The 22,528-nt window shown below is 45.6% G+C and carries 20 protein-coding genes; 12 read left to right on the top strand and 8 right to left on the bottom strand.

The window, feature by feature from the left end:
* Positions 1 to 96: 96 nt before the first annotated feature.
* Positions 97 to 621 carry a YciE/YciF ferroxidase family protein gene (locus tag CPIN_RS28965; protein WP_012793442.1) on the bottom strand — a complete coding sequence of 175 codons (525 nt, stop codon included), beginning with the start codon at positions 619 to 621 and terminating at the stop codon, positions 97 to 99.
* Positions 622 to 824: 203 nt separating this feature from the next.
* Between CPIN_RS28965 and CPIN_RS28960 the strand changes: the two genes are divergently transcribed.
* Positions 825 to 2,495 (top strand): SAM domain-containing protein, encoded by a 1,671-nt coding sequence (locus CPIN_RS28960; RefSeq protein WP_012793441.1) that lies wholly within the window; start codon positions 825 to 827, stop codon positions 2,493 to 2,495.
* 59 nt (positions 2,496 to 2,554) lie between these two features.
* Here CPIN_RS28960 and CPIN_RS28955 read toward each other — a convergent pair whose 3' ends face one another.
* Positions 2,555 to 2,794, bottom strand: a complete 240-nt coding sequence (locus CPIN_RS28955; RefSeq protein WP_272867919.1) for a DUF885 family protein — start codon at positions 2,792 to 2,794, stop codon at positions 2,555 to 2,557.
* A 217-nt stretch (positions 2,795 to 3,011) separates the two neighbouring features.
* Between CPIN_RS28955 and CPIN_RS28950 the strand changes: the two genes are divergently transcribed.
* The 6 genes from CPIN_RS28950 to CPIN_RS28930 all read left to right on the top strand — a co-directional run bounded on the left by CPIN_RS28950 (position 3,012) and on the right by CPIN_RS28930 (position 8,314).
* Positions 3,012 to 3,389 carry a DUF4890 domain-containing protein gene (locus CPIN_RS28950; RefSeq protein WP_044219947.1) on the top strand — a complete coding sequence of 126 codons (378 nt, stop codon included), beginning with the start codon at positions 3,012 to 3,014 and terminating at the stop codon, positions 3,387 to 3,389.
* A 26-nt stretch (positions 3,390 to 3,415) separates the two neighbouring features.
* On the top strand, positions 3,416 to 3,637 hold the full coding sequence (locus CPIN_RS38800; RefSeq protein WP_012793439.1) for a hypothetical protein: 222 nt from the start codon (positions 3,416 to 3,418) through the stop codon (positions 3,635 to 3,637).
* Positions 3,638 to 3,866: 229 nt separating this feature from the next.
* A complete protein-coding gene (locus CPIN_RS28945; protein ID WP_187294703.1) occupies positions 3,867 to 4,784 on the top strand; it encodes a tetratricopeptide repeat protein in 918 nt (305 codons plus the stop codon).
* 56 nt (positions 4,785 to 4,840) lie between these two features.
* The gene (locus CPIN_RS28940; RefSeq protein WP_012793437.1) at positions 4,841 to 6,154 is read left to right on the top strand and encodes a sensor histidine kinase; all 1,314 of its coding nucleotides are present in this window, start codon (positions 4,841 to 4,843) and stop codon (positions 6,152 to 6,154) included.
* 33 nt (positions 6,155 to 6,187) lie between these two features.
* Entirely contained in the window at positions 6,188 to 6,856 is a 669-nt protein-coding gene (locus CPIN_RS28935; RefSeq protein WP_044219942.1) for a glycoside hydrolase family 19 protein, read from the top strand.
* A gap of 252 nt (positions 6,857 to 7,108) precedes the next feature.
* Positions 7,109 to 8,314 (top strand): hypothetical protein, encoded by a 1,206-nt coding sequence (locus CPIN_RS28930; protein ID WP_012793435.1) that lies wholly within the window; start codon positions 7,109 to 7,111, stop codon positions 8,312 to 8,314.
* Positions 8,315 to 9,129: 815 nt separating this feature from the next.
* Here the strand turns inward: CPIN_RS28930 and CPIN_RS28925 are convergent.
* Together CPIN_RS28925 and CPIN_RS28920 are read right to left on the bottom strand one after the other, a co-directional pair.
* Complete coding sequence (locus CPIN_RS28925) at positions 9,130 to 10,299, bottom strand: lipase family protein (protein WP_083781164.1); 1,170 nt, start codon at positions 10,297 to 10,299, stop codon at positions 9,130 to 9,132.
* A gap of 78 nt (positions 10,300 to 10,377) precedes the next feature.
* A complete protein-coding gene (locus CPIN_RS28920) occupies positions 10,378 to 12,831 on the bottom strand; it encodes a hypothetical protein (RefSeq protein WP_012793432.1) in 2,454 nt (817 codons plus the stop codon).
* Between the two features lie 172 nt (positions 12,832 to 13,003).
* Between CPIN_RS28920 and CPIN_RS28915 the strand changes: the two genes are divergently transcribed.
* Entirely contained in the window at positions 13,004 to 14,230 is a 1,227-nt protein-coding gene (locus CPIN_RS28915; protein WP_012793431.1) for a BaiN/RdsA family NAD(P)/FAD-dependent oxidoreductase, read from the top strand.
* A gap of 156 nt (positions 14,231 to 14,386) precedes the next feature.
* Here the strand turns inward: CPIN_RS28915 and CPIN_RS28910 are convergent, their stop codons facing one another.
* The 3 genes from CPIN_RS28910 to folK all read right to left on the bottom strand — a co-directional run bounded on the left by CPIN_RS28910 (position 14,387) and on the right by folK (position 17,164).
* Positions 14,387 to 15,868 carry a catalase gene (locus CPIN_RS28910; protein ID WP_012793430.1) on the bottom strand — a complete coding sequence of 494 codons (1,482 nt, stop codon included), beginning with the start codon at positions 15,866 to 15,868 and terminating at the stop codon, positions 14,387 to 14,389.
* Between the two features lie 164 nt (positions 15,869 to 16,032).
* Positions 16,033 to 16,656: a deoxynucleoside kinase gene (locus CPIN_RS28905; protein ID WP_012793429.1), complete on the bottom strand. Its 624-nt coding sequence runs from the start codon at positions 16,654 to 16,656 to the stop codon at positions 16,033 to 16,035.
* Positions 16,657 to 16,672: 16 nt separating this feature from the next.
* On the bottom strand, positions 16,673 to 17,164 hold the full coding sequence (gene folK, locus CPIN_RS28900; RefSeq protein WP_012793428.1) for a 2-amino-4-hydroxy-6-hydroxymethyldihydropteridine diphosphokinase: 492 nt from the start codon (positions 17,162 to 17,164) through the stop codon (positions 16,673 to 16,675).
* Between the two features lie 91 nt (positions 17,165 to 17,255).
* Here folK and sppA point away from each other — a divergent pair, with 91 nt between their 5' ends.
* The 4 genes from sppA to CPIN_RS28880 all read left to right on the top strand — a co-directional run bounded on the left by sppA (position 17,256) and on the right by CPIN_RS28880 (position 21,495).
* On the top strand, positions 17,256 to 19,019 hold the full coding sequence (gene sppA / locus CPIN_RS28895; RefSeq protein ID WP_012793427.1) for a signal peptide peptidase SppA: 1,764 nt from the start codon (positions 17,256 to 17,258) through the stop codon (positions 19,017 to 19,019).
* 170 nt (positions 19,020 to 19,189) lie between these two features.
* Positions 19,190 to 20,293, top strand: coding sequence for an ABC transporter permease (locus CPIN_RS28890; RefSeq protein ID WP_012793426.1), 1,104 nt, complete (start codon positions 19,190 to 19,192; stop codon positions 20,291 to 20,293).
* 53 nt (positions 20,294 to 20,346) lie between these two features.
* A complete protein-coding gene (locus tag CPIN_RS28885) occupies positions 20,347 to 20,889 on the top strand; it encodes an SRPBCC family protein (RefSeq protein ID WP_012793425.1) in 543 nt (180 codons plus the stop codon).
* Positions 20,890 to 20,994: 105 nt separating this feature from the next.
* On the top strand, positions 20,995 to 21,495 hold the full coding sequence (locus CPIN_RS28880) for a DUF2911 domain-containing protein (RefSeq protein WP_012793424.1): 501 nt from the start codon (positions 20,995 to 20,997) through the stop codon (positions 21,493 to 21,495).
* A gap of 83 nt (positions 21,496 to 21,578) precedes the next feature.
* Here CPIN_RS28880 and CPIN_RS28875 read toward each other — a convergent pair whose 3' ends face one another.
* The gene (locus tag CPIN_RS28875) at positions 21,579 to 22,520 is read right to left on the bottom strand and encodes a hypothetical protein (RefSeq protein ID WP_012793423.1); all 942 of its coding nucleotides are present in this window, start codon (positions 22,518 to 22,520) and stop codon (positions 21,579 to 21,581) included.
* Positions 22,521 to 22,528: the final 8 nt, after the last annotated feature.

The following is a 22,528-nucleotide window of genomic DNA, read 5'->3' as shown; positions in this document are numbered from 1 at the left end:
TAAGAATTAAGAATTAAGAATTAAGAATTAAGAATTGGGATGCCGCGAAGATCGTCGCGATCATTCTTAATTCTTAATTCTTAATTCTTAATTGACTTACATCGTTTCCTCACTTGCCTGCGCATTGATCTTACTTTCTGCAATAATCGTCAATGTCGCATCAGTTTCTTTTTCTTCCGCCAGTACAGTTCTCAGCAGGTCTGCTACATCAGTTTCTCCGAGTGTCGCCGCTAGGGTTACCAGACTGCCATAGCAGGCAATCTCGTAGTGTTCTACTTTCTGTGCGGCAATGATCAGGGCCACATCCCGCTGTGCAGATCCTTCGTCGGTTTCGTCTATCACCTGCCATCCTTCATCAAAGAGTCCCTGTAATCCCATACTTGGTTCTGCTTCTGCAGGTAATCCCAGTATTTCAAATGCCCTTTCGACAATCTTTACGTGTTCCTCGGTTTGTTGTTTGTGCTGGTCAAATGCCTGAATCAGTTCATCATTGGTGGCTGCGCCTGTCATGGTGGAAAGTACATTGACAAGATGCTGCTCCGACCAGTACATTTCCTGGAGCATAGTAACAAAGAATTGCTCCAGTTTAGAGTTGGTAAAAGTGTTAGATGCTATCTGCATAACCCGATGTTTTAGGTGTGATGATGTTGTTGAATATTAACTGTTTTTAATAGCCAAATTCTGTACCGCAGGTAGTCTCTTTGGGTGATCAATAATAGCGGCGTTTTTCTGTAGATAATTGTGCTGGAAATAGGGGAAATATTCTACGGATACTATGCTCAGTACGCTAAAAAAATCGTATCTTATATAAAATTATCGCACCTATGCGCAATAGCGTTTTGTTAGCCATTATCTGCATATTGTTACTGCCCCTTATGATGAAAGCCCAGGAACCCGCAGTTACCCGTAGTGCAGCTTTTGATGACCCGGAGTATGGCTCCGGCCGTTTGCTGCTGGCCACTAACGGCAATACGCTTTACTTTCAGTTTACGCGCAGAAAAGGCATTGCGGTGACGGTATACGACCGGCAGCGTCAGAGAACGCCTATAGTGTATAATCCGATCCGTTCCTGGAGTAACTGGCGCATGGATGAGGCATCCCTGAAAGGGGTATTTGAGATGAATGGCCAGGCGGTTGTTTTTATGGAGAAAGAAATAAAAAGAGACCTGAACCTTTACCGGTTCATCTTTGATATACAATCCGGTAAACTCTTACAGGAAGACCTGGTTGAAAGTATACACATGCCGGGGCTGATATTAATGCCTACAGGTGAGTTTTTGCCGAAGTTTTATGTCAGGAAAGATCCGGCTTCTGAATATTATGCCATTGCCATCTTTAATGAGCGTAGGGGGCCGGATGGACAGCGCATGAAGGTGATGCACTATACACCCGCACATCAGGTGATCAATACGGGGGAATACATATCTACGGAAGACAGGTATCATCATGTCGTATTTCTTGATATGTATGTTGATAGGGATCGTTTTGTAAGTCTGGCGTCCTATCACTACCGGGAGAACGCGATCAGTGTGAAAAATGCGGAGATCAGGTTGTCATCATTACAGCCAGGCAGGGTAGGATTCGGTCATCAGTCACTAGACAGTACCGGTGATTACAGAGATGTGAAAGCAGCGTTGAAATATAACCAGGAGGAGGGGCGCTTATATCTGCTGACAAGTGTACATGCAAAAAGTGTAAAGGAAAATAACATCATGCAGCAAAGTAAGTTTGCGTTTGATTATGCCTTACAGATGACGATTTTCGATCCCCTGTCATTACAGATAAAGCGGCAGTATTTTGTAAAACATCCGCAGCTGGATGACTATGTAAAAGATCACCTGAAATATAAGAATCCCTATTACGGCCTTATCCAGGATTTCTATATCAATCCGGATAAAAGCGTCAACCTGCTATTCGAAGAAATCTATATTTCAGAAGATAATATGAGCTCAGCAGATTCTTCGCTGGTCAATATTACGGGTAAAAAGTACAGTACCCGTCTGGGAGAGATTGCTGTGGTGAAACTGGATTCCAGCGGACGGGAGATCAACAGCTATGCTATTGCCAAAGCACAGCAGGCCGGTGTAAAAATGGGGATGTATTATCAGAACAGGGGAGGGCTTGGCAAGATCAGTTTTCTTGGCCGCCGGCCCTACTTCAGTAGTATACCCGGATTCTATTCCTATCGGTACCTGCCCGCCAATGGCGCTATTATTTATAATGACTATGCCGTGAATATGAACAGCATGGATGAAGATTACCGGACAAAAAAAGATGTGTATTTTATGAGTGACGCCAATGCCGTATTGGCGACCTACGATGGTAAAGATATCCGGAAGACATACCTCTTCGGAGAACCTTCGGGTGAGAAGGAAGCCCGTTTTGCAGAACTGGGCATCAGTACTTACAGCGACGATGGGAAACAATATGCGACCATGATGGTGGAGCGGAAAGGTCGTCATCTGAATGCGTACATCGTGTGGATGAATCTATAAACAAAGGGGGCCTGCATAATTGCTTATGCAGGCCTTCATATATCAGGAATCAGAATGGTCTATTGTATAGTGGCGGCCCATTCATCCATGTACTTTTCCAGCACGGATAAGGGCATATCGCCTTCGCGTAAGAGCGCTTCATGGAATTTCCGCAGACCAAAGTTATTGCCCTGTTGTCTGCTGTATTTATCTCTCATCTTTTGTATTGTAATGCTACCCGCCCTATAGGAAAGCGCCTGCCCGGGATTGGCCATATAACGCTCAATTTCCTTCGTAGCAGTAGCGCCAGCTACTGTCAGCTGTATTCAGCGTTTGCCGGGGAACAAAGCTAGTATATCCGGAACCCGGAAAATTGTATATAATTAGCCTGGGGGAGCGACAGGGGAGTTCAATGTACAGGCAGGTCAGTTCATCCCTGTTTTTGTCAGTTTTGCAGTAATTTATAGGATTTTGCCCTTGTCCGACTGTCTTATATACGAATATCCATTATTACACCTTTAAAACAAGAAGATGACAATGAAAAGAATCAGTACTGTATTAACCGCAGGTTTCCTGCTTTTATTGATGACAATAGCGATGCCTTCCTTTGCCCAGGACACGAAAAAGGACAAGGCGGCAAAAGCCCTTACGGATACCATGCGGACGCAGTTATCACTTGATGATACACAGTATAGCAAAGTATATGATATCAATGCTGACTTCGTGGGTAAGCTGGCGGGTCTGAAAGATGACAGTGATAGCAAAATGGCAAAGTTCAAAAAAATGAAGGCCATTGATGAAGACAGGGATAAGGCATTGAAAGCGGTATTGTCAGCAGAACAGTTCAAGTCATTCCAGGAATTCAAAAAGCAAAACAGGCAGGAGATGAAGGCCCGTTTTAAAGAGCGTTCCTGATTGTTTGATACCTAAAATGTAACACCATGAAAAGTCTGATAATGTTGATGATAGCCGGCCTTTCATTGCCGGGCGGCAAGGTATATGCACAACATGTCATTGTACGGGTAGGATCACCACCTGTATTACTGACGCCTCGTCCGGCGGTCATTGTTGCCCCGCGACCTGTAATAGTACGGCCAGCACCGGTAGTGATAGTGCGTCCCCGCCGGGTGGTATGCAGGCGTCCCGTGCTTTTGGTGAGATAGGATTTTAATACAATAATAGCAGGATAAGGAGTTCGTGTATGCGGACTCCTTATTGCATTTACAGGGGACAGGAGGAATCACGAAATGACGTGAATTCCTGTGAATTATCCATATATCGTAAAGTTTCTGACGAAGGGTATATGGTAAGTGGTTGTCGGTCAGTTGTTTAGCTGTTGGTATGGGATTCGTTATCTCATGGTGTACAGCGAACAAAAAGAGACTTCCTTCTATGCGATTAATACTGATGATTTTAACAGGCATGTTCTTTACCCATACAATGCAGGCCCAGGATGAATATACAAAGGCTATACCGCTACTTTTACAGCAACTGAAAAAAGTGAAGGCTGATACGGGCAGGGTAAGTCTGCTATTGAAAACAGCGCACTTTTATATATTTAAACCTGGTGAACAGGCGGCAGATCTCGACTCTGCCGTATTATTGGCCCATCAGGCTGAAACCTTAAGTCAAAGCCTGAAATATTCCAGGGGAGCAGGGTTGAGTTATCTGGTCATTTCACAGGCATGGCGGGAAAAAGGGGATACGGTACAGGGAAGACCTTATGCTGATCAGGCTATTGCGCAGCTGAGCCGATATGGTACAAAAATGGAACAGGGGAATGCCTGGAAGGAACGTTCGATGTATCCGGGAAATATAAAGGTGGATGAACGTAGTCAGAAGATCTATTACCAGGAGAGGGCGGTGCAGCTGTATAAAGAATCCGGCGATAGTCTGACCTATGCCAAAGAGCTGCTATTCCTGTCAGAGATTACGGATAGTGGGGAAGACCTGGACATGGCGCTGGAAGCGCTGCGGATCTTCAAAAACATAGGCTATAAAGACCTACAGGGTGTTTACTATCTGATAGGGAGCCAGTATTCTGTGCGGAATAACCCGATCGAGGCGATCCGGTACTGTGAGATGGCGGTGGCGGTGGCGGAAGAAAGAGATAGCTCTATGCAGTTATGTACAGTGTACAACAGAATGGGGCTTGCCTATTATGAGATAAATGAGCGGGAGAAAGCAAAGGAGTTTTTTCTCAAAGCATTAGCGGTGGCAGAGCGATATCGGGATATGGATGCAATCTGGACATTGGTGCCGAATGTTACTGCGGGATCAATGATAAAAATGAACGGATACAGTATCTGACAACCATGTTGAAAAAGTTTCCATTACCTGCGGATGATTTTGAAACAAGGGTCCGGATGAATAGTATATATGTGCATACATATACAGAACTGGGGAGGACAACATTGGCGAAATTTTACCTGAATGAATCATTAGCGATGATAGGTCATATACGACTTACGTCCTGGTATAGAATCCCCTTTTACCGTTCAGCCATCGTTTATTATATGCATGTGCATGGATATAATGCGGCTGCAAAACTACTGAAGTTATATGATGAGCAGGTTTACCTGCGGGCGCGTATAGATATGATGGCAGAGAATCATCTGACCTGGTCGAGAATAGATTCGGCGAGAGGGAATTTCGCCGCTGCATTTGAGCATTATAAGGCCTATAAAAAGTTGCAGGACTCTATAATGCTGCAGACTAAAACCAAGGAGTTTGCCAGGGTGCAGGTGGAGTTTGAAACGATCAGAAAGGCCAAGGATCTGAAGTTAAGGGAGCGGGATATTACGTTGCTGCATCAGCAGGCGCAATTGCAGAAAGCGGAATTGAAAAGAGTGACGACCTTACGTAACCTGATCATTATAGGTGCGGTGTTGTTATTCTTACTGCTGATATTAGGGTATAACAGGTATCGCCTGAAACAACGTACAAACCGGGAATTGCAATCCAAACAGGGCCAGATCAACCGGCAGAATGCGTCCCTTAAAAAACTGATCAGGGAGAAAGACTGGTTGGTGAAAGAGATCCATCACCGGGTAAAAAACAATCTTCAGATCGTAGTGAGTTTACTGAACACACAGGCAGCGCACATGGAAGAAGGGTCAGCCCTTACGGCCATCCGCGACAGCCGCCTGCGTATGCAGGCGATTGCGCTGTTGCACCAGAAATTGTACCAGGTGGAAAATGCCGGTTTGATCGATATGCCCTGTTATATCAATGAACTGGTTGGTAATCTGCGCCTGGGATGTGACTGTATGGATGATATCCGTTTTCATATGGAAATAGCGCCGGTATTGCTGGACGTATCACAGGCAACGCCGGTTGGTCTGCTGCTCAATGAAGCCATTACCAACGCCATTAAGTATGCATTTCCTGAGAAGGGGAAGGGGAATATCCATGTATTGCTGAAACAGTTGCCCGAAAGGATGTTCCTCCTGAGTGTTGCTGACGACGGAATCGGACTACCCGCTGATTTCCGGACACAGCGTAAAAAGGGCTCTTTTGGTATGAGTCTGATCGATACCCTGACACAACAGCTGGACGGCAGTCTGGAACTGAAGAATAGTAGTGGATTAACCCTGAATATCACATTCAGGGAGCAATGGGAGGAGCATTCTGTTTTATATAACGAGGACGAAGATTTCGTGCCTGGTGAGTACGTTTAACATTACATTTGTAGTGTTAATCTCAGAAACCTCATGACTATTACCAGCGAACAATTAAAGGCTGTTATGCCTGCGGCTACGCCCGCCAATATCCAGCAATACCTTCCCTATCTGATTCAGGAAATGCCTGTATATCAAATCAATACGCCTGCAAGAGGTTGCGCATTCCTGGCACACCTGGCCCATGAAAGCGGTCAATTTAGTGTTGTGACCGAAAACCTGAATTACAAAGCCGAAAGACTGGTGAAGGTATTCCCCAAGTATTTTCCTGACGTGGCTGCAGCACAGCCGTATGCCGGAAAACCGGAAAAGATCGCTAACAGGGTATATGCCAGCCGCTTAGGGAATGGACCTGAAGAAAGCGGAGATGGCTGGCGCTTCCGTGGCAGGGGGCTTATACAGTTGACCGGCCGGAAGACCTATGGTGATTGCAGTAAGGCCCTGACCGGTGATAAAAAGACTTTTCAGGACAGCTCTGACCTCCTGGTGACCCCACAGTATGCAGTCGCGTCTGCCTGCTGGTTCTGGACCGTTTATAAGGGCCTGAACGACATCGCGGACCAGTCCGACAACTGGACAACCACCTTCAAAGGTAAGATCTACAACAAATTCCAGTGGTTGACGATCAAGATCAACGGTGGCTTGAATGGTTATGACGACAGACTGGCATTCTGGGAACGTGCAAAGGCCGCTATCCGTTAAACCGGCACTTTACAATTTGATTACAGAGCAGATTGGGGTGGAATCCCAAAATGTGTATATTTGCATTCTTCCCATTAGAATCGCTATACTACTCCCATTGAATAACTTATTGTAAAACAAGCAATTGTGTTCGCTATAGCAGCGTCTGCATTGCCGCTGGCATTGCTATGACCCTGATCTGGAAACGGACGGTACAGTCTTTTGTCCGAAAGGTCTGAAAGGCATTATAAGTTGATTTAATCAGATAAATATATGGATAAGCTTAAACTGAAATTACAGGAATATTATCAGCGCTGCCAACGGCAGGAAACGCGGAGTAAAACCAGCCGGGAACAGGCGGGTGGTGCAAGTGTGCTGGATATGGAGAATGATATTCTGCTACAGTTCGGCTTGCCTGCTTCCAAGCGTTTTGTGCAGATATTGCATGACTTTGTCAGCCAGCGTGAAGTGAATGATCATTTACTTGATTACGTGAGTAAGAAATTGCGGACTGCGGCACGTAAGTACCTGCTGGCGCCCGTGATCTCTGACCTGGAACAGCTGGACCAGGCAAAGGAGCAGAAAAAAACACCATATGACCTGTTACCTGAATTGGGGTACCCGGTCAATGACTATTCCGTTTTCCTGATAGGAGAGTTGTTGTATCGCAGGAATATCGTTGCTGTTGATGTGCTCGAAGAACTGAAGAAAGTGCAATACGCGGATGTCTGGGACGATATACTGTTACTCGGAAAGATCGTTAACTATAATACGCATGAACTGTATCATCGTATGAAGGACCACGAGCTCCGTTTTATAGATGATTACGCGCAACAGTCTCTGAAACAGCAGAACGCAAAAGCAGCCGGGAAAAAAGCCCTGCCTGCTTCTGAGGGGTATACTCCTAATCTGCGTATGGTCAGCAAATTGCAGGTAGAGGATATTCTGTTTGATGAACAGCAGATGCCTAGTATCATTGGTAAGCTGAAATCCGGCAGCCGCTATATCCGTGTTACTATGGTAATGGAGTTTTCCCAGTTGAACCAGGTGTTGCAATCCAGTGCCGAACTGGGTGTAGAGATTGGTGCTTTTATCAAAAAGAAACTGTCTGGTGCACAGAAAGACAAACCTATTGCAATTGACGTAAGAGCGGAATTTGGTCAGGTATTACAGCTGGATGATTGTCACCTGGAGGTGTATAAACCGCAACATCAGTCCAGGGGTAAATGGGTAGAGACGAAGGACAATCTGTACTTCGTGGATAAGATCCTTTCCAGGAAGGAATATGATAAGAAGAGTAAAGAAGCGGAGATCAGAGGAAAGATCGAAGAGTGTCTTGAACTGATCGGTGGTTCTTATGGTTATTATCAGCGGATGCGTAAGTTGGGTATTACGGATGAAGAGGCGAAGTTACGTGCAGGTTTGCAGGATGAACTGTTGTTTAAACTGTCTACTTTTTTGCATAAGCTGAGGGATTAAAAAGGTGTGGTTGCGTGAGGTTCTTCTTTGTTTGTGAGGAAGGTGGTGATGATTAAAAGGAAAGGAGAACGACATACGTCTTATTGGATAAAAGATCCGCTTTGCGTATGTCTGGTTATTCGCTGTTAACGAGTGCAGGCGTGAAAGAGAGATAAAAGAGGCAGAGAGTAGCTTTGTAGAAGGATGTGTTTGGTTATTTCTGTTGATGAGTGCGAGCGCAGGCATGAAGAGATAGAAGAAGCAGGAAGCGACATGCGTCTTATTAGGCAAAAGATCCGCTTTACAGAAGCTATGTGCCTAGGTTATTGGCTGCTAATGAATGAAGCGGAAGTGTGAAAAAGATGATGCAAGCCGCAGACATATTATTAAAGAAAACAGCCGCTTTGCGGATCAGGTTATTTTCTGCTTATGAGTGCCGGAGAAACAGTGTGAGAGACGATGAAAAGGACAGTGTCGGGAGCAGATAATCATTATTAAAAGCAATAACTTTTACATCGTTTGCTACATGTTTAGACAGCAAAAAGGTCTCGTGAAAACGAGACCTTTTTCGTTAGTTGGTTTTTGATTTTAGTGACCACACGTCTGTAAGCAAGTGGCCATGTAAAGTATATTTAGTCTACAATATCCCCCTCTAATAAGTTTGCAGGACATGTATGTAATTTCTTCTTTAGAACCCCTTACCATCCAAGCTCCCATACCTCTGTATGAGAACCTGGTAGTAAAGGACAACGTGCTTTTGCTTTTATCGATACAAACATACCGTGAAAAAAAAATCGAACTGTTAATTTCAGGTTAATCAATTGGTTAACCTCATGTTAACGCTCTGTAGGCTTCCCGGAAATGCTCGATTGATAGATACTTTTTGTCATCTCCTGGTAGGGTGCATACATGTGATGAAGGAAGATATTTTTTCCATCGAAAACATGTTTGCTGTCATATGCTGCATCAGGGTATAGAATGATGGGTGTTCCGGCCGGGCTGTAGTTATGACTTTCTGTAAAAGAAGGAGGGACATAACCTGGTACCGATTTTTTCACCAGGCGAGCCAGTCTTTTACCCAACATTTTCTGCATCCTGCGGCTCGCTCTTTTTGTACTGCGATCTAATTTATTATACATAGATCCGATGACAAACCGGACGAAAATGTTCTGTTTTTTAAGTGCGCCTTTTACATTCATGAAGGGATTCGGTGAATTGAAATCCCGGGTGGTCTGGATGGAAAAAGGCGTCTCCGGTACCCAGTCTCTTACATTTACGACACGGAAGCCCCAGCCGTTGCCGGTGATGAAATCGAAGTCATAGGCATAATACAGGTTACCCGGTTTAGGAGCGGCACTGCAATAAGTTTTGTAGGTAATATCCTTTGGAAAACCGGGTTCTTCCAGGTATTGAAGATAGGAGCGTAACAGGAAGCTGATGGCGCCTCCCTGACTGTGTCCTGATATGAAAAAATTACGGATGCCCTGCTGGTAACAGGTCTTGATATGGGCTACGATATCCGGGGCCATACTGGCTAGTGCCAGGGTCCAGCCGGCGTGTACATAGGCCCTTGCATCCCTGGCCAGTTTATACCGGAATTGGGTACTGTCATTAAGCTGTAACTGACCGGTAGCAGGTATCATCCCTGCAAAGAAGTTCTCCATCCAGGATTCCTTATTCCCGACGGTGCCCCGTATGATGATCATAGCTGTTTTATCGTCATGTATCCAGAGGTCCCAGCGATTATATAAACCAGTCTCCGGAGAGCGGTATACCAATCTGGCATTTTCAGGGATGGTGATTTGTTTATTGGTCCAGGGAGTATCTGCTGTCAGAAAATCCATACTGAGCATATCAAGATACTCGCTGGCATCAAATCCGGGTTTCAGTCTTTGAGCGGAGGCTGTCGGGGCCTGTAGAATCGTAAGGCAGCCTGTAATTACTAATAAAAGCAGACTTTTGGGGACCCGCCAGTCTTTTGGGTGCATGTTAATACAATTGTTCATATTCCTGGCATATTGTATAAATAAAAATAGTCCATAGTGATGAACTATGGACTATTTTTTTGTCAGCCAGTATATAGCTTATTGCAACAGTTGTTCCGTGTGTCCTAATGAACCATCTTCACCCATACCTTCTACTACTATACGGAAACGTCTTGTAAAGTCGTTGTTATAGAAGGAGACTTTTGCAGTATGTGTCAGTGAATCTGCAACCAGGTTCGGATTCCAATAGAGAGTCAGCCTCTTGTCCTGGAGGATGTGAATTTCTTTACGAACGGTATAATCCGGTGCATAGAATTCTTTCACGATGTTATAACCACCTTTTCTGTATTTTTCAAAACCACGTGTATCCACATCGTTTTTGCTATCACCGCCTTTTCTGGTGTATACCGCGATAGCGCCAGAGCTACCACCGAAACCACCTACGAAAGTAGGACGCAGTACCTTGATGAACGCCACATCGCCGATGTTGATGTTAGTCAGCATGCTGATGTTGGTTGGCATTTCGTTCAGGAACAGTACCGGAGGACCACCACGCCATTGTAATGAAGGGCCGGTAGTTGGGTCAGACAGGTTTACTGTCAGACCTGGTACTTTGGATTGCAGGTACTGGAAGATGCTCAGACTACCCGCTTCGTCTCTGGTCAGGTCAAAGGAGTAACCGTCGCCTGCATGGAACATACCTGAAGCGTAACGTGCTTCAACACTCTCTGTTTTGCTAAGACGCTTTTCACGTACGTTGATCTCTTTCAGGAAAATCGGCTTATTGGCCATGGATTTGGTTACTGCTGTGTTCTCAGATACGGTGGAGAGGTAAGAACTCAGTACTTTGTTCTCAATTTCCAGTGTATTTCTGAACGGATAAGGCAGTGTTACATTATTGCCAGCTTCGAAGAAGTGTGGCTCAAACTTCACAGATACGTCTTTCCATGCCTTGTTAGGATCGTTTGCGCGGTAGAATACGTTGATGGTATCTACGAACTGCAGACGGTCTACTGCAAACTCACCTTTATCATTGGTTGTAACAGAAGAGAATGCGGTAGAAGTATCGATCGGCTGCTTCAGGATAAAGTCAACTTTACCATTAGAAAGCGGAGCAACGCCTTTGTTGGTAGTAGCAATACCTTTCAGCAGTAAGCCTTGCTCGTAAGGGTATTTGATGTCCGGCATATAGTTATGCAGGATCTTTTCCCAGCTGAATCTTCTCCATCCGTTTGTCATCATTACCAGATCCAGACCTGACAGGGTGGTAGGGTCCGCATCTTTGAAGTACTGTGACGGATTGGAGATATAACCTTTCAGATCAGAAGTCAACAGCAGGTTAGAGAGGATGTTGTTTTCATCCTGGTCTTTTACGATCTGGTCAGCATCCACGATAGATACGGATAAGCTGGTCAGCATCGTATCCGGGATTTTGATCTCCAGGGTGTTCTTCTGTCTTGGTTGTGTATTGATGGCCAGGTTCTGCAGACCCAGTGACAGGAAGTCGTTCTTTCTTACGAAAGCCAGTCTTTCTGCCAGCGGTAAACCGTCACTGTTGAAGACAGTCAGTTGCAGAATACCGGAAGGCAATTCTTTGGTAGGGATGAAACCGCTCATCTGACCTTCCGCTGCATTCAGTTTCGCTTTGTATACGATGTGCTGCTGCATCTGCGCAACGATCATCAGGTTGTTGTACATCGGATCGTCTTTCGTCGCAGGAGAAGTCTGGTAGAAGATACGGGTACTCTTGTTGAATACTTTCAGACCAATCCCTGAAGTTTTCACCACCGGCAGCAGAACGGTTTTCTGCAGACCTTTGCTTGTTTGCATCAGGGCTTTGTAAGTTTCACCGGCAGCAGGCGTCAGTTCAAACATACCCATACCATCACGGGATGTTTTAACCTGTGCAACGGTTTCACCTTTCAGGTTCTGAATGATACCGTTTGCTTCCTGCGGATAACCCTGCTGGTCGATTGCCTTGAACGCAACGCGTCCGGCAACACCGGCGATCAGGTTACCCCCTTCCGGGAAGAAGTTGACAGCAAAGTCAGTCGTAGCCGGTTTCTGGGCAGGACCGATCTGCTTGGAAGGGTCAAATATTTCAATGTTTTTATAGAAGAGATATTCAGCGTCAAAATTCAGCATCCATGCAGTATATGCACGCAGCTGATATTGACCTGGTTTCTGATTGTCCGGGAGTTCGATTGCTCCGGCGCCGGTAGCGCCACCCACGGAGATCAGTTTTTTGTTAACCACAGTTCCTGCTTTATCCACCAGTTCAATGTACAGGTTGGTAGCAGAAAGAGATGGTTGGCCTTGTAGCAAAACATACGCTTTGAACCACATGGTTTCCCCAGCGGCATAGTAATCTTTGTCCAGGTGCAGGTAAACCTTTTCCTGGGGGAAGCGTTTGCTGTACTGTTCTAAGGCTTGTGTGATCTTATCCTGCCATTCATCGGCGGGATAAAATGCAAGAGCGCTCGTAACTCCCAGCAGACAGGCAGGGAGGAGCCACTTTAAGCGTTTTTTGTTTTTATAGAACACAGATTGCATGTGGAACAACATTTTGCGACAATATAGTATCAAAAAATATAATATGCAAAATAGACCGAAAAATTAATATATACAAATAATGTTATTGGTTCCTAATAATTTACAATCTCCCGGCTTTGGATTATTATTGCGGCCAGAAAGGTGACTTTTGCACCTGTCGTTTTATAAGATCATGATAAACAATAGATTAGTAGTAATAGGCGGCGGAGCAGCCGGTTTTTTCTGCGCAGTAAATGCCGCAAGACTGCATAGTCAGCTGGAAGTCATTGTGATAGAAAAAAGTAGTAAGCTTTTATCTAAAGTGAAGGTTTCGGGCGGAGGAAGGTGTAACGTGACCCATAATGCGCCGGATATATTATATATGTCAAAACGTTATCCGAGAGGACAGCACTTCGTAAAGAAGACTTTTAACCACTTTTTTGTACCTGATACGATCAGCTGGTTTAAAGAGAGAGGTGTGTCTCTGAAGGCGGAGGCAGACGGGCGTATGTTTCCGGTAACCGATAATTCCCAGACGATCATCGACTGTCTGTTGAAAGAAGCGGACCGCTATAATGTAAAGATCCGGCTGAATGTAGCAGTTACCGCCCTGGAAAAAACGGAGGCGGGATGGGATGTGCAGTTGCAGGATGGCAGTTCCCTGCAGGCATCTTACGTTTGTGTAGCCGCTGGTGGGTATGCCCAGGCGGATAAATTTGCCTGGTTGAAAGCCCTCGGACATCAGATCGTCGTGCCTATGCCTTCCTTGTTTACGTTTAATATGCCGGGTAATCCTATTACCTCTCTGATGGGCGTGAGCGTGGAAGAAGCGCATATTAAAATAGCCGGTACCAAATTGCAGGAGAAAGGCCCTTTACTCATTACCCACTGGGGGATGAGTGGTCCTTGTGTCTTGCGTTTATCTGCCTGGGGCGCCCGTGAACTGGGCGATATTCAGTACCATTTTACAGCGATTGTTAACTGGTTGCCGGCATTCAATGAAAACAGTCTGCGGGATGAAATCCAGGGATTACGGTTTACACTTGGCGGACAAAAAATGCATCATAAAAATCCATTCGGTCTGCCACAAAGACTCTGGCAGTTCCTGCTGCAGCAATCCGGTATCGGGGAGGATATAAGATGGGCGGATATGCCGGCAAAAGAACAGCATAAGCTGGTCAAAAGTCTGACTGCTATGGAGTGTGGAGTCAAGGGTAAAACTACTTTTAAAGAAGAATTTGTTACCTGTGGAGGTATACAATTGTCAGAGATCGATCCTAATACAATGGAAAGCAAAGTGGCGCCGGGTCTGTTCTTTGCAGGAGAAGTGATGGATGTAGATGGGATAACAGGCGGCTTTAACTTTCAACATGCCTGGACGAGTGGATGGATAGCGGCCAGTAGTATAGGGAGAAATTAGGAATTAGGAATTAGGGAATTAGGAATTAAGATTACGTTTTGCTATTAGTTAGAACAGCGTGCCTTTTAAGTACACCCTGTTCTCTCAGATCAATATACGCATCAATCTTCGCTGCATTTCAATTCCTAATTCCTAATTGAATAATTCCTAATTGATTTAATGTGTTGCCATTGCATCTACCGATACGCCCAGTCCCTGTGCGATACCCATCCCTAACTGGAGGTCTGCACGGAACCAGTGGCATAACTGGCGGTTAATAATTTCCTCTCTTTTGTGTCCTTCAATACCACTCATTGCGCCTACAATATTGCTGATTGTCTTTTTCTTTTCTTCGGCTGTCATCAGGCGGAACAGGTTACCCGGCTGTGTATAATGGTCATTTTCCCCATCTGCATTACGGTCATACCAGTCAGCAAACAGTGAATCCAATGGCATACCTGGTTCTTTGTATGCAGGATCAGGTGCGATATTGCCAAAGCTGTTAGGGAAGTAATTCGGATGGCTACCACCATTACCATCTACGCGCATAGCGCCATCACGGTGATAGTTATTGACAGCAAACGGACATCTGTTCACCGGTATCTGCTCATAGTTTACGCCCAGGCGATAACGATGTGCATCAGGGTAGGAGAGCAGGCGGCCCTGTAACATTTTATCCGGAGAATAGCCGATACCATCCACTACGTGCGCCGGTGCAAATGCAGCCTGTTCTACGTGAGCGAAATAGTTGTCAGGATTCTCATTCAGTTCCATCACACCAACATCGATCAATGGATAATCCGCATGTGGCCATACTTTCGTCAGGTCAAAAGGATTCCAGCGGTAAGTCTTTGCATCCGCTTCCGGCATGATTTGTACTTTCAGTTTCCATCTTGGGAAATCACCTTTATCAATCGATTCAACCAGGTCACGTTGCGCCTGATCCGGATCTTTACCACGCATCTCTGCTGCTTCCTCATTGGTGAAGTTTTTAATTCCCTGTTCGGTGATGAAGTGGAACTTCACATAGAAGCGCTCATTGTCTTTATTCAGGAAAGAGAAGGTATGGCTACCGAATCCATGCATGTGACGATAGCTGATGGGCGTACCTCTGTCACTCATCAGGATCAGTACCTGGTGCAGGCTCTCAGGATTAAGGCTCCAGAAGTCCCATACCATTGTCGCGCTCTTGGTGTTTGTACGCGGATCACGCTTTTGTGTGTGAATGAAGTCGCTGAACTTCTTCGGATCTTTAATGAAAAAGATAGGTGTGTTGTTACCTACAAGATCCCAGTTACCTTCTTCTGTGTAGAATTTTACGGCAAATCCACGCGGATCACGCTCACTGTCTGCCGATCCTTTTTCTCCACCTACAGTCGAGAAGCGAACGAACACGCGCGTCTGTTTGCCAATGGTGTCAAATATCTTTGCTTTTGTAAACGCGGCGATGTCGTGGGTAACGGTAAATGTACCATAGGCACCGCTTCCTTTTGCGTGTACGACTCTCTCAGGAATACGCTCTCTGTTGAAATGCGCCATCTTTTCATGGAGAATAAAATCCTGCAGCAATATCGGACCTCTGGGACCTGCGGTCATTGAATTTTCGTGTTCGAAATAAGGAATGCCGGAGGCTGTGGTCAGCTTCTTCTGCTCAGACATAAAGTAAGTTTTAGGATTGAATAATGTGTGCGACCCGGGAGTGTATTTTAAATAGTCAACTTTAATCAAGTTGTGTCTTTATGTTTTTCCCTGGTACACGACAAAAGTAGCCTTCCCTTACTTATAGAGCAAAACGATATTGTTTATTATACGATAGAGGATCTTTATAGGTAGTGAATGCCTGGCTCGTAATCCTTGTCCAGCGCGGCCAGCAACTTTTCGAAGTCACCGGTATCTTTTACAAAATCAATTTTTGTCATATCCAGCATGAGTACACGCACGGGATGTTGTCTGATATACTGCATGTACATATCATGTACATTGATCAGGTATTGATCTTCTATCTGCTGTTCGTAGGAGCGGTTGCGGTGTTTTATATTCTGTTGCAATTTGCTGACCGGCGCATTGAGGAAGATCAGCAGGTCGGGTTGTATGAGCTGAGGATTGATGATATCAAAAAGTTTCTGGTAAAGATTGTATTCATCTTCTTTCAGATTGATCTTGGCAAACAGGAGGCTCTTGATAAAGAGATAGTCTGAAATTACCAGGTTGCTGAACATATCCTGCATCTGCAGCATATCTTTCAGCTGTTTGTAACGTTCTGCCATGAAGAACAGCTCCAGGGGGAAGGCGTATTGTTGTGGTTTTTCATAGAATTTAGGCAGGAAGGGATTATCTGCAAATTCTTCCAGTATCAGTTTTGCGCCGAAATGTGCGGACAGTTTATTAGCCAGGGTCGTTTTACCCGCGCCTATGTTCCCTTCTATTGTAATGTATTTATATTGCATGAGCCGGTTAAATGGTTTAGGATATGCCGGTGTATTTACTGGCAGGTAGTTGATCGGTGCAGTTGGCCAGTAAGGTGCTGACGGACTGATGCAGCACGGGATGTTCCCAGTCGGGAAGGATTTCCATGAGCGGTACCAGTACAAACTGTCTGAACTGCATCTGTGGATGAGGGATTTTGAGATCCGGTTCATTGATGACGGCATCATTAAAGAAAATGACGTCAATGTCAATTACCCTTGCACCCCATTTCTGCCGGCGTACGCGGCCTATGTTATGTTCTATGGCCAGCACGGTGTTCAGGAGGGTTCGTGCATCCATTTCAGTAGAAACCAAAAGGGCCTGATTCAGGTAATCTGGTTGTCCGGCTACGCCCCAGGCAGCCGTTTCATAAAGAGAGGACTGCTTTTCGACCCTTCCGACCTGTTTGTCTATTTGCTCCACAGCCTCCCGGAGGTGCCCTGTACGGTCTCCCAGATTGCCACCTATAAGTAATATTGCTTTATTCATGTATCTTCAACGGCCCAAAAGTAGACATATTCTTTATTTTTGGAAAAAGGAAGACGGAGCGTCTGTCCTTTAAAACTAAATCCTCTAATAAATGCGTAGCTTTTTTAAAATTTTCTTTGCCACCCTTCTGGCCTTCGTCGTGATCCTCATTTTAGGGGTGATCCTGCTGGCGGGGGTGATCGGCAGCGCTATCAGCCCCGAAGTTGTTACCCTGTCGCCTAACAGCGTACTGGTCCTGGAAACCAGTCAGCAATACAACGAACAAAAAGTTTCAAATCCCGTAAATGCCCTCCTGCGTCAGGAACCGAAATCAGTACCTGGCCTGAACGACATGATTCGTCTGATCAAACATGCGGAAACTGACGACGACATAAAAGGTATCTATCTGAAAGCGGAAGGTAACGCTAACGGATTTGCTACCAACGAAGAAGTCCGCAATGCATTGCTGCGCTTTAAACAGTCCGGCAAGTTTGTTTTTGCCTACGGCGAGGTAATGGACCAGAAGAGCTATTATATGGCTTCCCTCGCTGACCGGGTATATGTGCATCCTAAAGGCGGCGTGGAATTCAGCGGTTTCTTTACCCAGCTGACTTTCCTGAAAGGTACCCTTGAGAAACTGGAGATTCAGCCACAGATTTTCTATGATGGCCGTTTTAAAAGTGCTACTGAGCCTTTACGCGAAACGGAAATGACACTGGCGAACCGTATTCAGACAAGCGCCTACCTGGGTGACCTGTATGGCAATTTCCTGAAGAATATCGGTACGGCCCGTAAAATAGATACTGCTTCCCTGCATCGTTATGCTAATGAAGGACTGATCCAGGAGGCGGCAGACGCATTGAAATATAAACTGGTAGACGGTTTGAAATACAATGACCAGGTGATGGATGAAATTAAATCCAGACTGGGTCTGAAAGGATCTGACGACGTTAACTTCGTATCTGTATCTAAATATATGGATGCCGTTGACCTGACAGAAAATAAGGGCGCCGACAATAAAGTGGCCATTATCTATGCAGAAGGTAATATAGTAGGAGGGGACAGTGAAAAAGACGTTACTATCAGCAGCGGTCATTTTATCAAGTTGATCCGCGAAGCAAGACAAGATAAAGATGTAAAAGCCATCGTTTTCCGTGTGAATTCACCAGGTGGTAGCGCCCTCGCTTCGGAATCGATCTGGCGTGAACTGGTGCTGGCTAAAAAGAGCAAACCTGTGGTAGTGTCCATGGGGGACTATGCAGCTTCCGGAGGCTATTATATCTCCTGTATGGCGGATTCTATCTTCGCACAGCCGAATACCCTGACCGGTTCTATCGGCGTATTTGCCGTATTGCCTAACCTGCAGGGATTCTTTAAGAATAAGCTGGGTGTGACTTTCGACGGGGTGAAGACCGCACAATACGCTGATCTGGGCAATACTTCCCGTCCGCTGACTGACATCGAGAAGAAATTCATCCAGAACTCTGTGGACAGCATTTATAGCACCTTCAAAAGCCGCGTGGTAGAAGGCCGTAAACTGAGCGGTGCTGTGGTAGATAGTATCGCACAAGGTCGTGTATGGAGTGGTATCCAGGCAAAACAACTGGGACTGGTAGACCGTATCGGTGGTATCAATGAAGCAATTGCCTGTGCCGCTAAACTGGCGAAGGTAAGTTCTTACCGTCTTCGTGAATATCCTGAATCAGATGCTTCTTTGTCCCGTATGATGAAGAGCTTTGGCGCCAGCGCCCATGTGGAAGCTGCCGTTAAGAACGAACTGGGTGAGCAGTACGACCTGTACCGCCAGATCAAGGAGATGAAGGAAATGAGCGGTGAGATCCAGGCGAAACTGCCTTATGCGGTAGATATCCGATAATCTCCTTGTAATACAAGTAGTTATTAGTCGGTTGAAAGAAGGAGAAGATGCTGGAAACTGACTTAAAAAAATATTAAACCTGCCGCTTGCGGCAGGTTTTTTTATGGAAATGGGTAAAACAATAGTAGTTTTATGCGATTTTTCAAGAACAGATCCAGCGAAAGTTAAGTATGGCGGTTAAATATAATCAATGGAAGGCGCTGTTAGCCATGTCCAGGGCAAGCCTGAAAGGAATATTAAGAAGCCCTTCAGCAGTTATCTTCAGTTTAGGGTTTCCTTTGGTATTTATCCTGGTATTCGGCTTTATCGGCGATAATGGCGTATCAGTAAAAGTAGGCGTAGACGCTGCGACGGACACCACCAGCTACCTGTACAGGCAACTGGCAAAAGAAAAGAGCCTGAAGTTGCAGACGGGTCAACCGGCGGCAGAAATGGAAGAAGACCTGAAAAAGGGACATATTACTGCCATTATCCGTATCACCTCCCAGTCGGCCGACAGCAATGCGCCGGCCTGTAATGTAAAGGTGCGTACCTCTAAGGCTGCAGTCGACAAGATCTCCCTGTTCAATTCAATCCTGACAGGCGTCATATATAAAGCGGATGACAACTATTATCCGAGACAGTCCATCGCAAAGGTGGAACCTATGGAAGTGCTGCCTGGTCGTCGTTATCGTACTATTGACTTTATTTTACCTGGTCTGCTGAGTTTTTCACTGCTGAGCGCTGCTGTGTTCAGCACTGCTTTCCTGTTCTTTAACCTGCGTCAGACCCTGGTGTTAAAACGTTTCTTCGCGACGCCTATCCGTCGTCTTTATATTGTATTGGGTGAGGCATTGGCCCGTCTGGTGTTCCAGGTAGCCGGTGCTATCGTGATCATTGCTATCGGTTACTTCGCTTTCGGGTTCACCCTGGTGCATGGATGGAGTACCTTTTTTGAAATGCTGTTCCTGACAGCTTTTGGGGTGGTCGTATTTATGGGCTTTGGATTTGTGGTGAGTGGAATTGCCAACAGTGAAAGTACTATTCCGCCGATCGCGAATGTGATCACCTTGCCTCAGTTCCTGTTGGCAGGTACTTTTGTATCGGTAGATTCCTTCCCTTCCTGGTTACAACCGATCTGCCGTATTATGCCGCTGACTTACCTGAATGACGCTTTTCGTAAGGTAGCCTTCGAGGGACAGCATCTCTGGAATGTAGGACTTGAGCTCGGTGTGATTACTGCCTGGGGGATCGTGGTGTATATTGTGGCAGTAAAAGTGTTCCGCTGGGAGTAGACTGGCAGAAAGCGATTTTGAAAGCCGGTCTGTTACCGGAGAAACCAATAGATATGCGTTTTATTAAGTTATTGTTGTTAAGCGGCGTAGTTTTCGGGACATTGATATTCCTGATATCCCTTTTATTTCCGTCAACAGCCATTGTTGAGCGTTCCGGTGTGATCGATGCGCCTATATCAACAGTATATTCCCAGATCAATGATCTTTCTACCTGGCCTTCCTGGAATCCGTGGGCGGCCCCGGATGTGGCGCAAAAGATTGAATTTTCCAGTCCTGCTGCCGGAGAAGGCGCTTACTATACCTGGTCAGGCATGCATCACGAGCGTCCTGTTTCCGGTAAGGTGACGATTAGTAAAAGTAATACGGGTAAGGAGCTGGTATATGCCCTTGATTTCAGCAGTATGAAACCGATGACAGGGACTTTTGAGATTAAACCATCTGCTGATGGAAATGCGACCGCTATTCAATGGAGAGTAGAAACGAAACTCGGGATGCTACCCTGGTGGAAACTGAGGGGATTTCTGGCGGACAAACTGACCGGGCCTCAGCTGGAAAGCGGGCTGACGAAACTGAAGAATATCTGTGAGAAGAAATAGTCAGGAGGCTTACTGCCGCGTTCCCTAATTGTTATGGGCGGTAGTGATGTTTGACCGAAAGGATGTACTTTCATAGAATTCTGAACAGTAAAATAACACATTACTATGAAACACGTTCTCTTATTCTTTGCATTGCTGGCGGGCACCAGCAGCTTTGTATCCGCACAGGAAAAGAAAGCGCCGCAAAGTCCACGCGTGACAGCTGAAGGAAAAAATGTTACAGTTGCCTACGGACAACCGGCTAAGAAAGGCAGAGTTATCTTTGGTGAGCTGGTACCTTATGGTAAAGTATGGCGTTTAGGCGCTAACGAAGCGACTGAAATCACTTTTGCAAAAGACGGTAGCTTTGGTGGTAAACCTGTAAAAGCGGGTACTTATACTTTGTTCACTATTCCGGAAGCAAACGAATGGACATTCATTCTGAACAGCGAACTGAAACAGTGGGGTGCTTACAAATATGAGGAGATCAAAGGAAAAAATGTACTGGAAGTAAAAGCGAAAGCTACTAAGACCAAAGCACCTGTTGAAAAACTCACGCTCACTGTACCGGCTAATAAACTGGTAGTAGAATGGGATGAAACCCATGTTGAAGTGCCTGTAAAATAAGATAGAACAGATTCCATCTTAAATAGAAAGCGCCTGCCATGCGGCAGACGCTTTTTTTATAAAAAAACGAAACAACAAACTGATTAATAGGTGATGTTCGGGAAGTCTTTACGAGCCTGCTCAAACTGCACCGTCCAGTCCTGTCCTTTCTCGTCGTTTGTACCGAAGGCGTCCAGGGCCAGTTGTTTCAGATTACTGTGAGCGGCGCCGCTCCAGAAGTGTACAAATTCACCCATATTCAGGTCTCTTGTATATTCTTTACCCAGGGAGATTGTCCTGGTTGGAAACTGTTGTGATAACAGGGTAAAGAAGCCGTTCAGTACATCTTTACCACCGTGATCGCGGTAGATAGGATAAAACCAGTTTTTAAACCATTGCGTACCCGCCTGCGGATAGTTGTCAACTGCATTCATCTTATCATTATACCAGCGCGTTGCTTCTTTGTCCCATCCCAGATTCTTGTATACATCGTACTGGTAGATCTCCATCCATTTACTGTCATGCCAGATAGCCATAGCAGGGGAATTGTGTGTGCCTTTGGAGGCGCCTTCCACGATATGACCTACTTCATGTGCTACGATATCGAGATTCCATCCTGTACTGTCGGTCCATGGATTGTTGGAACCTACGTCGATCATATTGCGATAGTCATGACTTGCATCAAAGAAAGTAGCCGGGTGGCCGCCGCCATATTTGTTGAAGTGCAGGATTACAGAGAGACGTTTGTCCTTGTCCTGACCGAAGGCGCCGTAAGTCGCTTTGGTATACTTCCAGATAGCGGTCATGGTACGCTGTGGCCAGGTAATGTCTTTAGGAACATCGTCATCGTAATATACGCCTACTTCAGCGTTATAGGAGACAAGTTTCACCAGTTGGTTATGTTCAAACCAATGCTCCTTCCATGTGGAAGAAGGAGCATTGGGATCAGCCTGATTGCCTGTGAGTTTTATTACTTCCTTTTCGGTTTTGCCGCAGGAGGCAGTAAAAAGTCCCAGGAGAGTTAAACTGAAAAATAGCATTCTCATAGAGTTTG

The sequence above is a fragment of the Chitinophaga pinensis DSM 2588 genome, from assembly GCF_000024005.1.
Classification (GTDB): domain Bacteria; phylum Bacteroidota; class Bacteroidia; order Chitinophagales; family Chitinophagaceae; genus Chitinophaga; species Chitinophaga pinensis.
The sequence above is the reverse complement of the archived record's forward strand: the minus strand, read 5'-3'. Positions and strand labels throughout refer to the sequence as shown.

Bases quoted from the DNA above. Each gene is read 5' to 3' on its own strand.
- CPIN_RS28965 (WP_012793442.1), bottom strand. From the start codon at position 621: ATGCAGATAGCATCTAACACTTTTACCAACTCTAAACTGGAGCAATTC.
- CPIN_RS28960 (WP_012793441.1), top strand. From the start codon at position 825: ATGCGCAATAGCGTTTTGTTAGCCATTATCTGCATATTGTTACTGCCC.
- CPIN_RS28950 (WP_044219947.1), top strand. From the start codon at position 3,012: ATGAAAAGAATCAGTACTGTATTAACCGCAGGTTTCCTGCTTTTATTG.
- CPIN_RS38800 (WP_012793439.1), top strand. From the start codon at position 3,416: ATGAAAAGTCTGATAATGTTGATGATAGCCGGCCTTTCATTGCCGGGC.
- CPIN_RS28945 (WP_187294703.1), top strand. From the start codon at position 3,867: ATGCGATTAATACTGATGATTTTAACAGGCATGTTCTTTACCCATACA.
- CPIN_RS28940 (WP_012793437.1), top strand. From the start codon at position 4,841: ATGAATAGTATATATGTGCATACATATACAGAACTGGGGAGGACAACA.
- CPIN_RS28935 (WP_044219942.1), top strand. From the start codon at position 6,188: ATGACTATTACCAGCGAACAATTAAAGGCTGTTATGCCTGCGGCTACG.
- CPIN_RS28930 (WP_012793435.1), top strand. From the start codon at position 7,109: ATGGATAAGCTTAAACTGAAATTACAGGAATATTATCAGCGCTGCCAA.
- CPIN_RS28925 (WP_083781164.1), bottom strand. From the start codon at position 10,299: ATGAACAATTGTATTAACATGCACCCAAAAGACTGGCGGGTCCCCAAA.
- CPIN_RS28920 (WP_012793432.1), bottom strand. From the start codon at position 12,831: ATGCAATCTGTGTTCTATAAAAACAAAAAACGCTTAAAGTGGCTCCTC.
- CPIN_RS28915 (WP_012793431.1), top strand. From the start codon at position 13,004: ATGATAAACAATAGATTAGTAGTAATAGGCGGCGGAGCAGCCGGTTTT.
- CPIN_RS28910 (WP_012793430.1), bottom strand. From the start codon at position 15,868: ATGTCTGAGCAGAAGAAGCTGACCACAGCCTCCGGCATTCCTTATTTC.
- CPIN_RS28905 (WP_012793429.1), bottom strand. From the start codon at position 16,656: ATGCAATATAAATACATTACAATAGAAGGGAACATAGGCGCGGGTAAA.
- folK (WP_012793428.1), bottom strand. From the start codon at position 17,164: ATGAATAAAGCAATATTACTTATAGGTGGCAATCTGGGAGACCGTACA.
- sppA (WP_012793427.1), top strand. From the start codon at position 17,256: ATGCGTAGCTTTTTTAAAATTTTCTTTGCCACCCTTCTGGCCTTCGTC.
- CPIN_RS28890 (WP_012793426.1), top strand. From the start codon at position 19,190: ATGGCGGTTAAATATAATCAATGGAAGGCGCTGTTAGCCATGTCCAGG.
- CPIN_RS28885 (WP_012793425.1), top strand. From the start codon at position 20,347: ATGCGTTTTATTAAGTTATTGTTGTTAAGCGGCGTAGTTTTCGGGACA.
- CPIN_RS28880 (WP_012793424.1), top strand. From the start codon at position 20,995: ATGAAACACGTTCTCTTATTCTTTGCATTGCTGGCGGGCACCAGCAGC.
- CPIN_RS28875 (WP_012793423.1), bottom strand. From the start codon at position 22,520: ATGAGAATGCTATTTTTCAGTTTAACTCTCCTGGGACTTTTTACTGCC.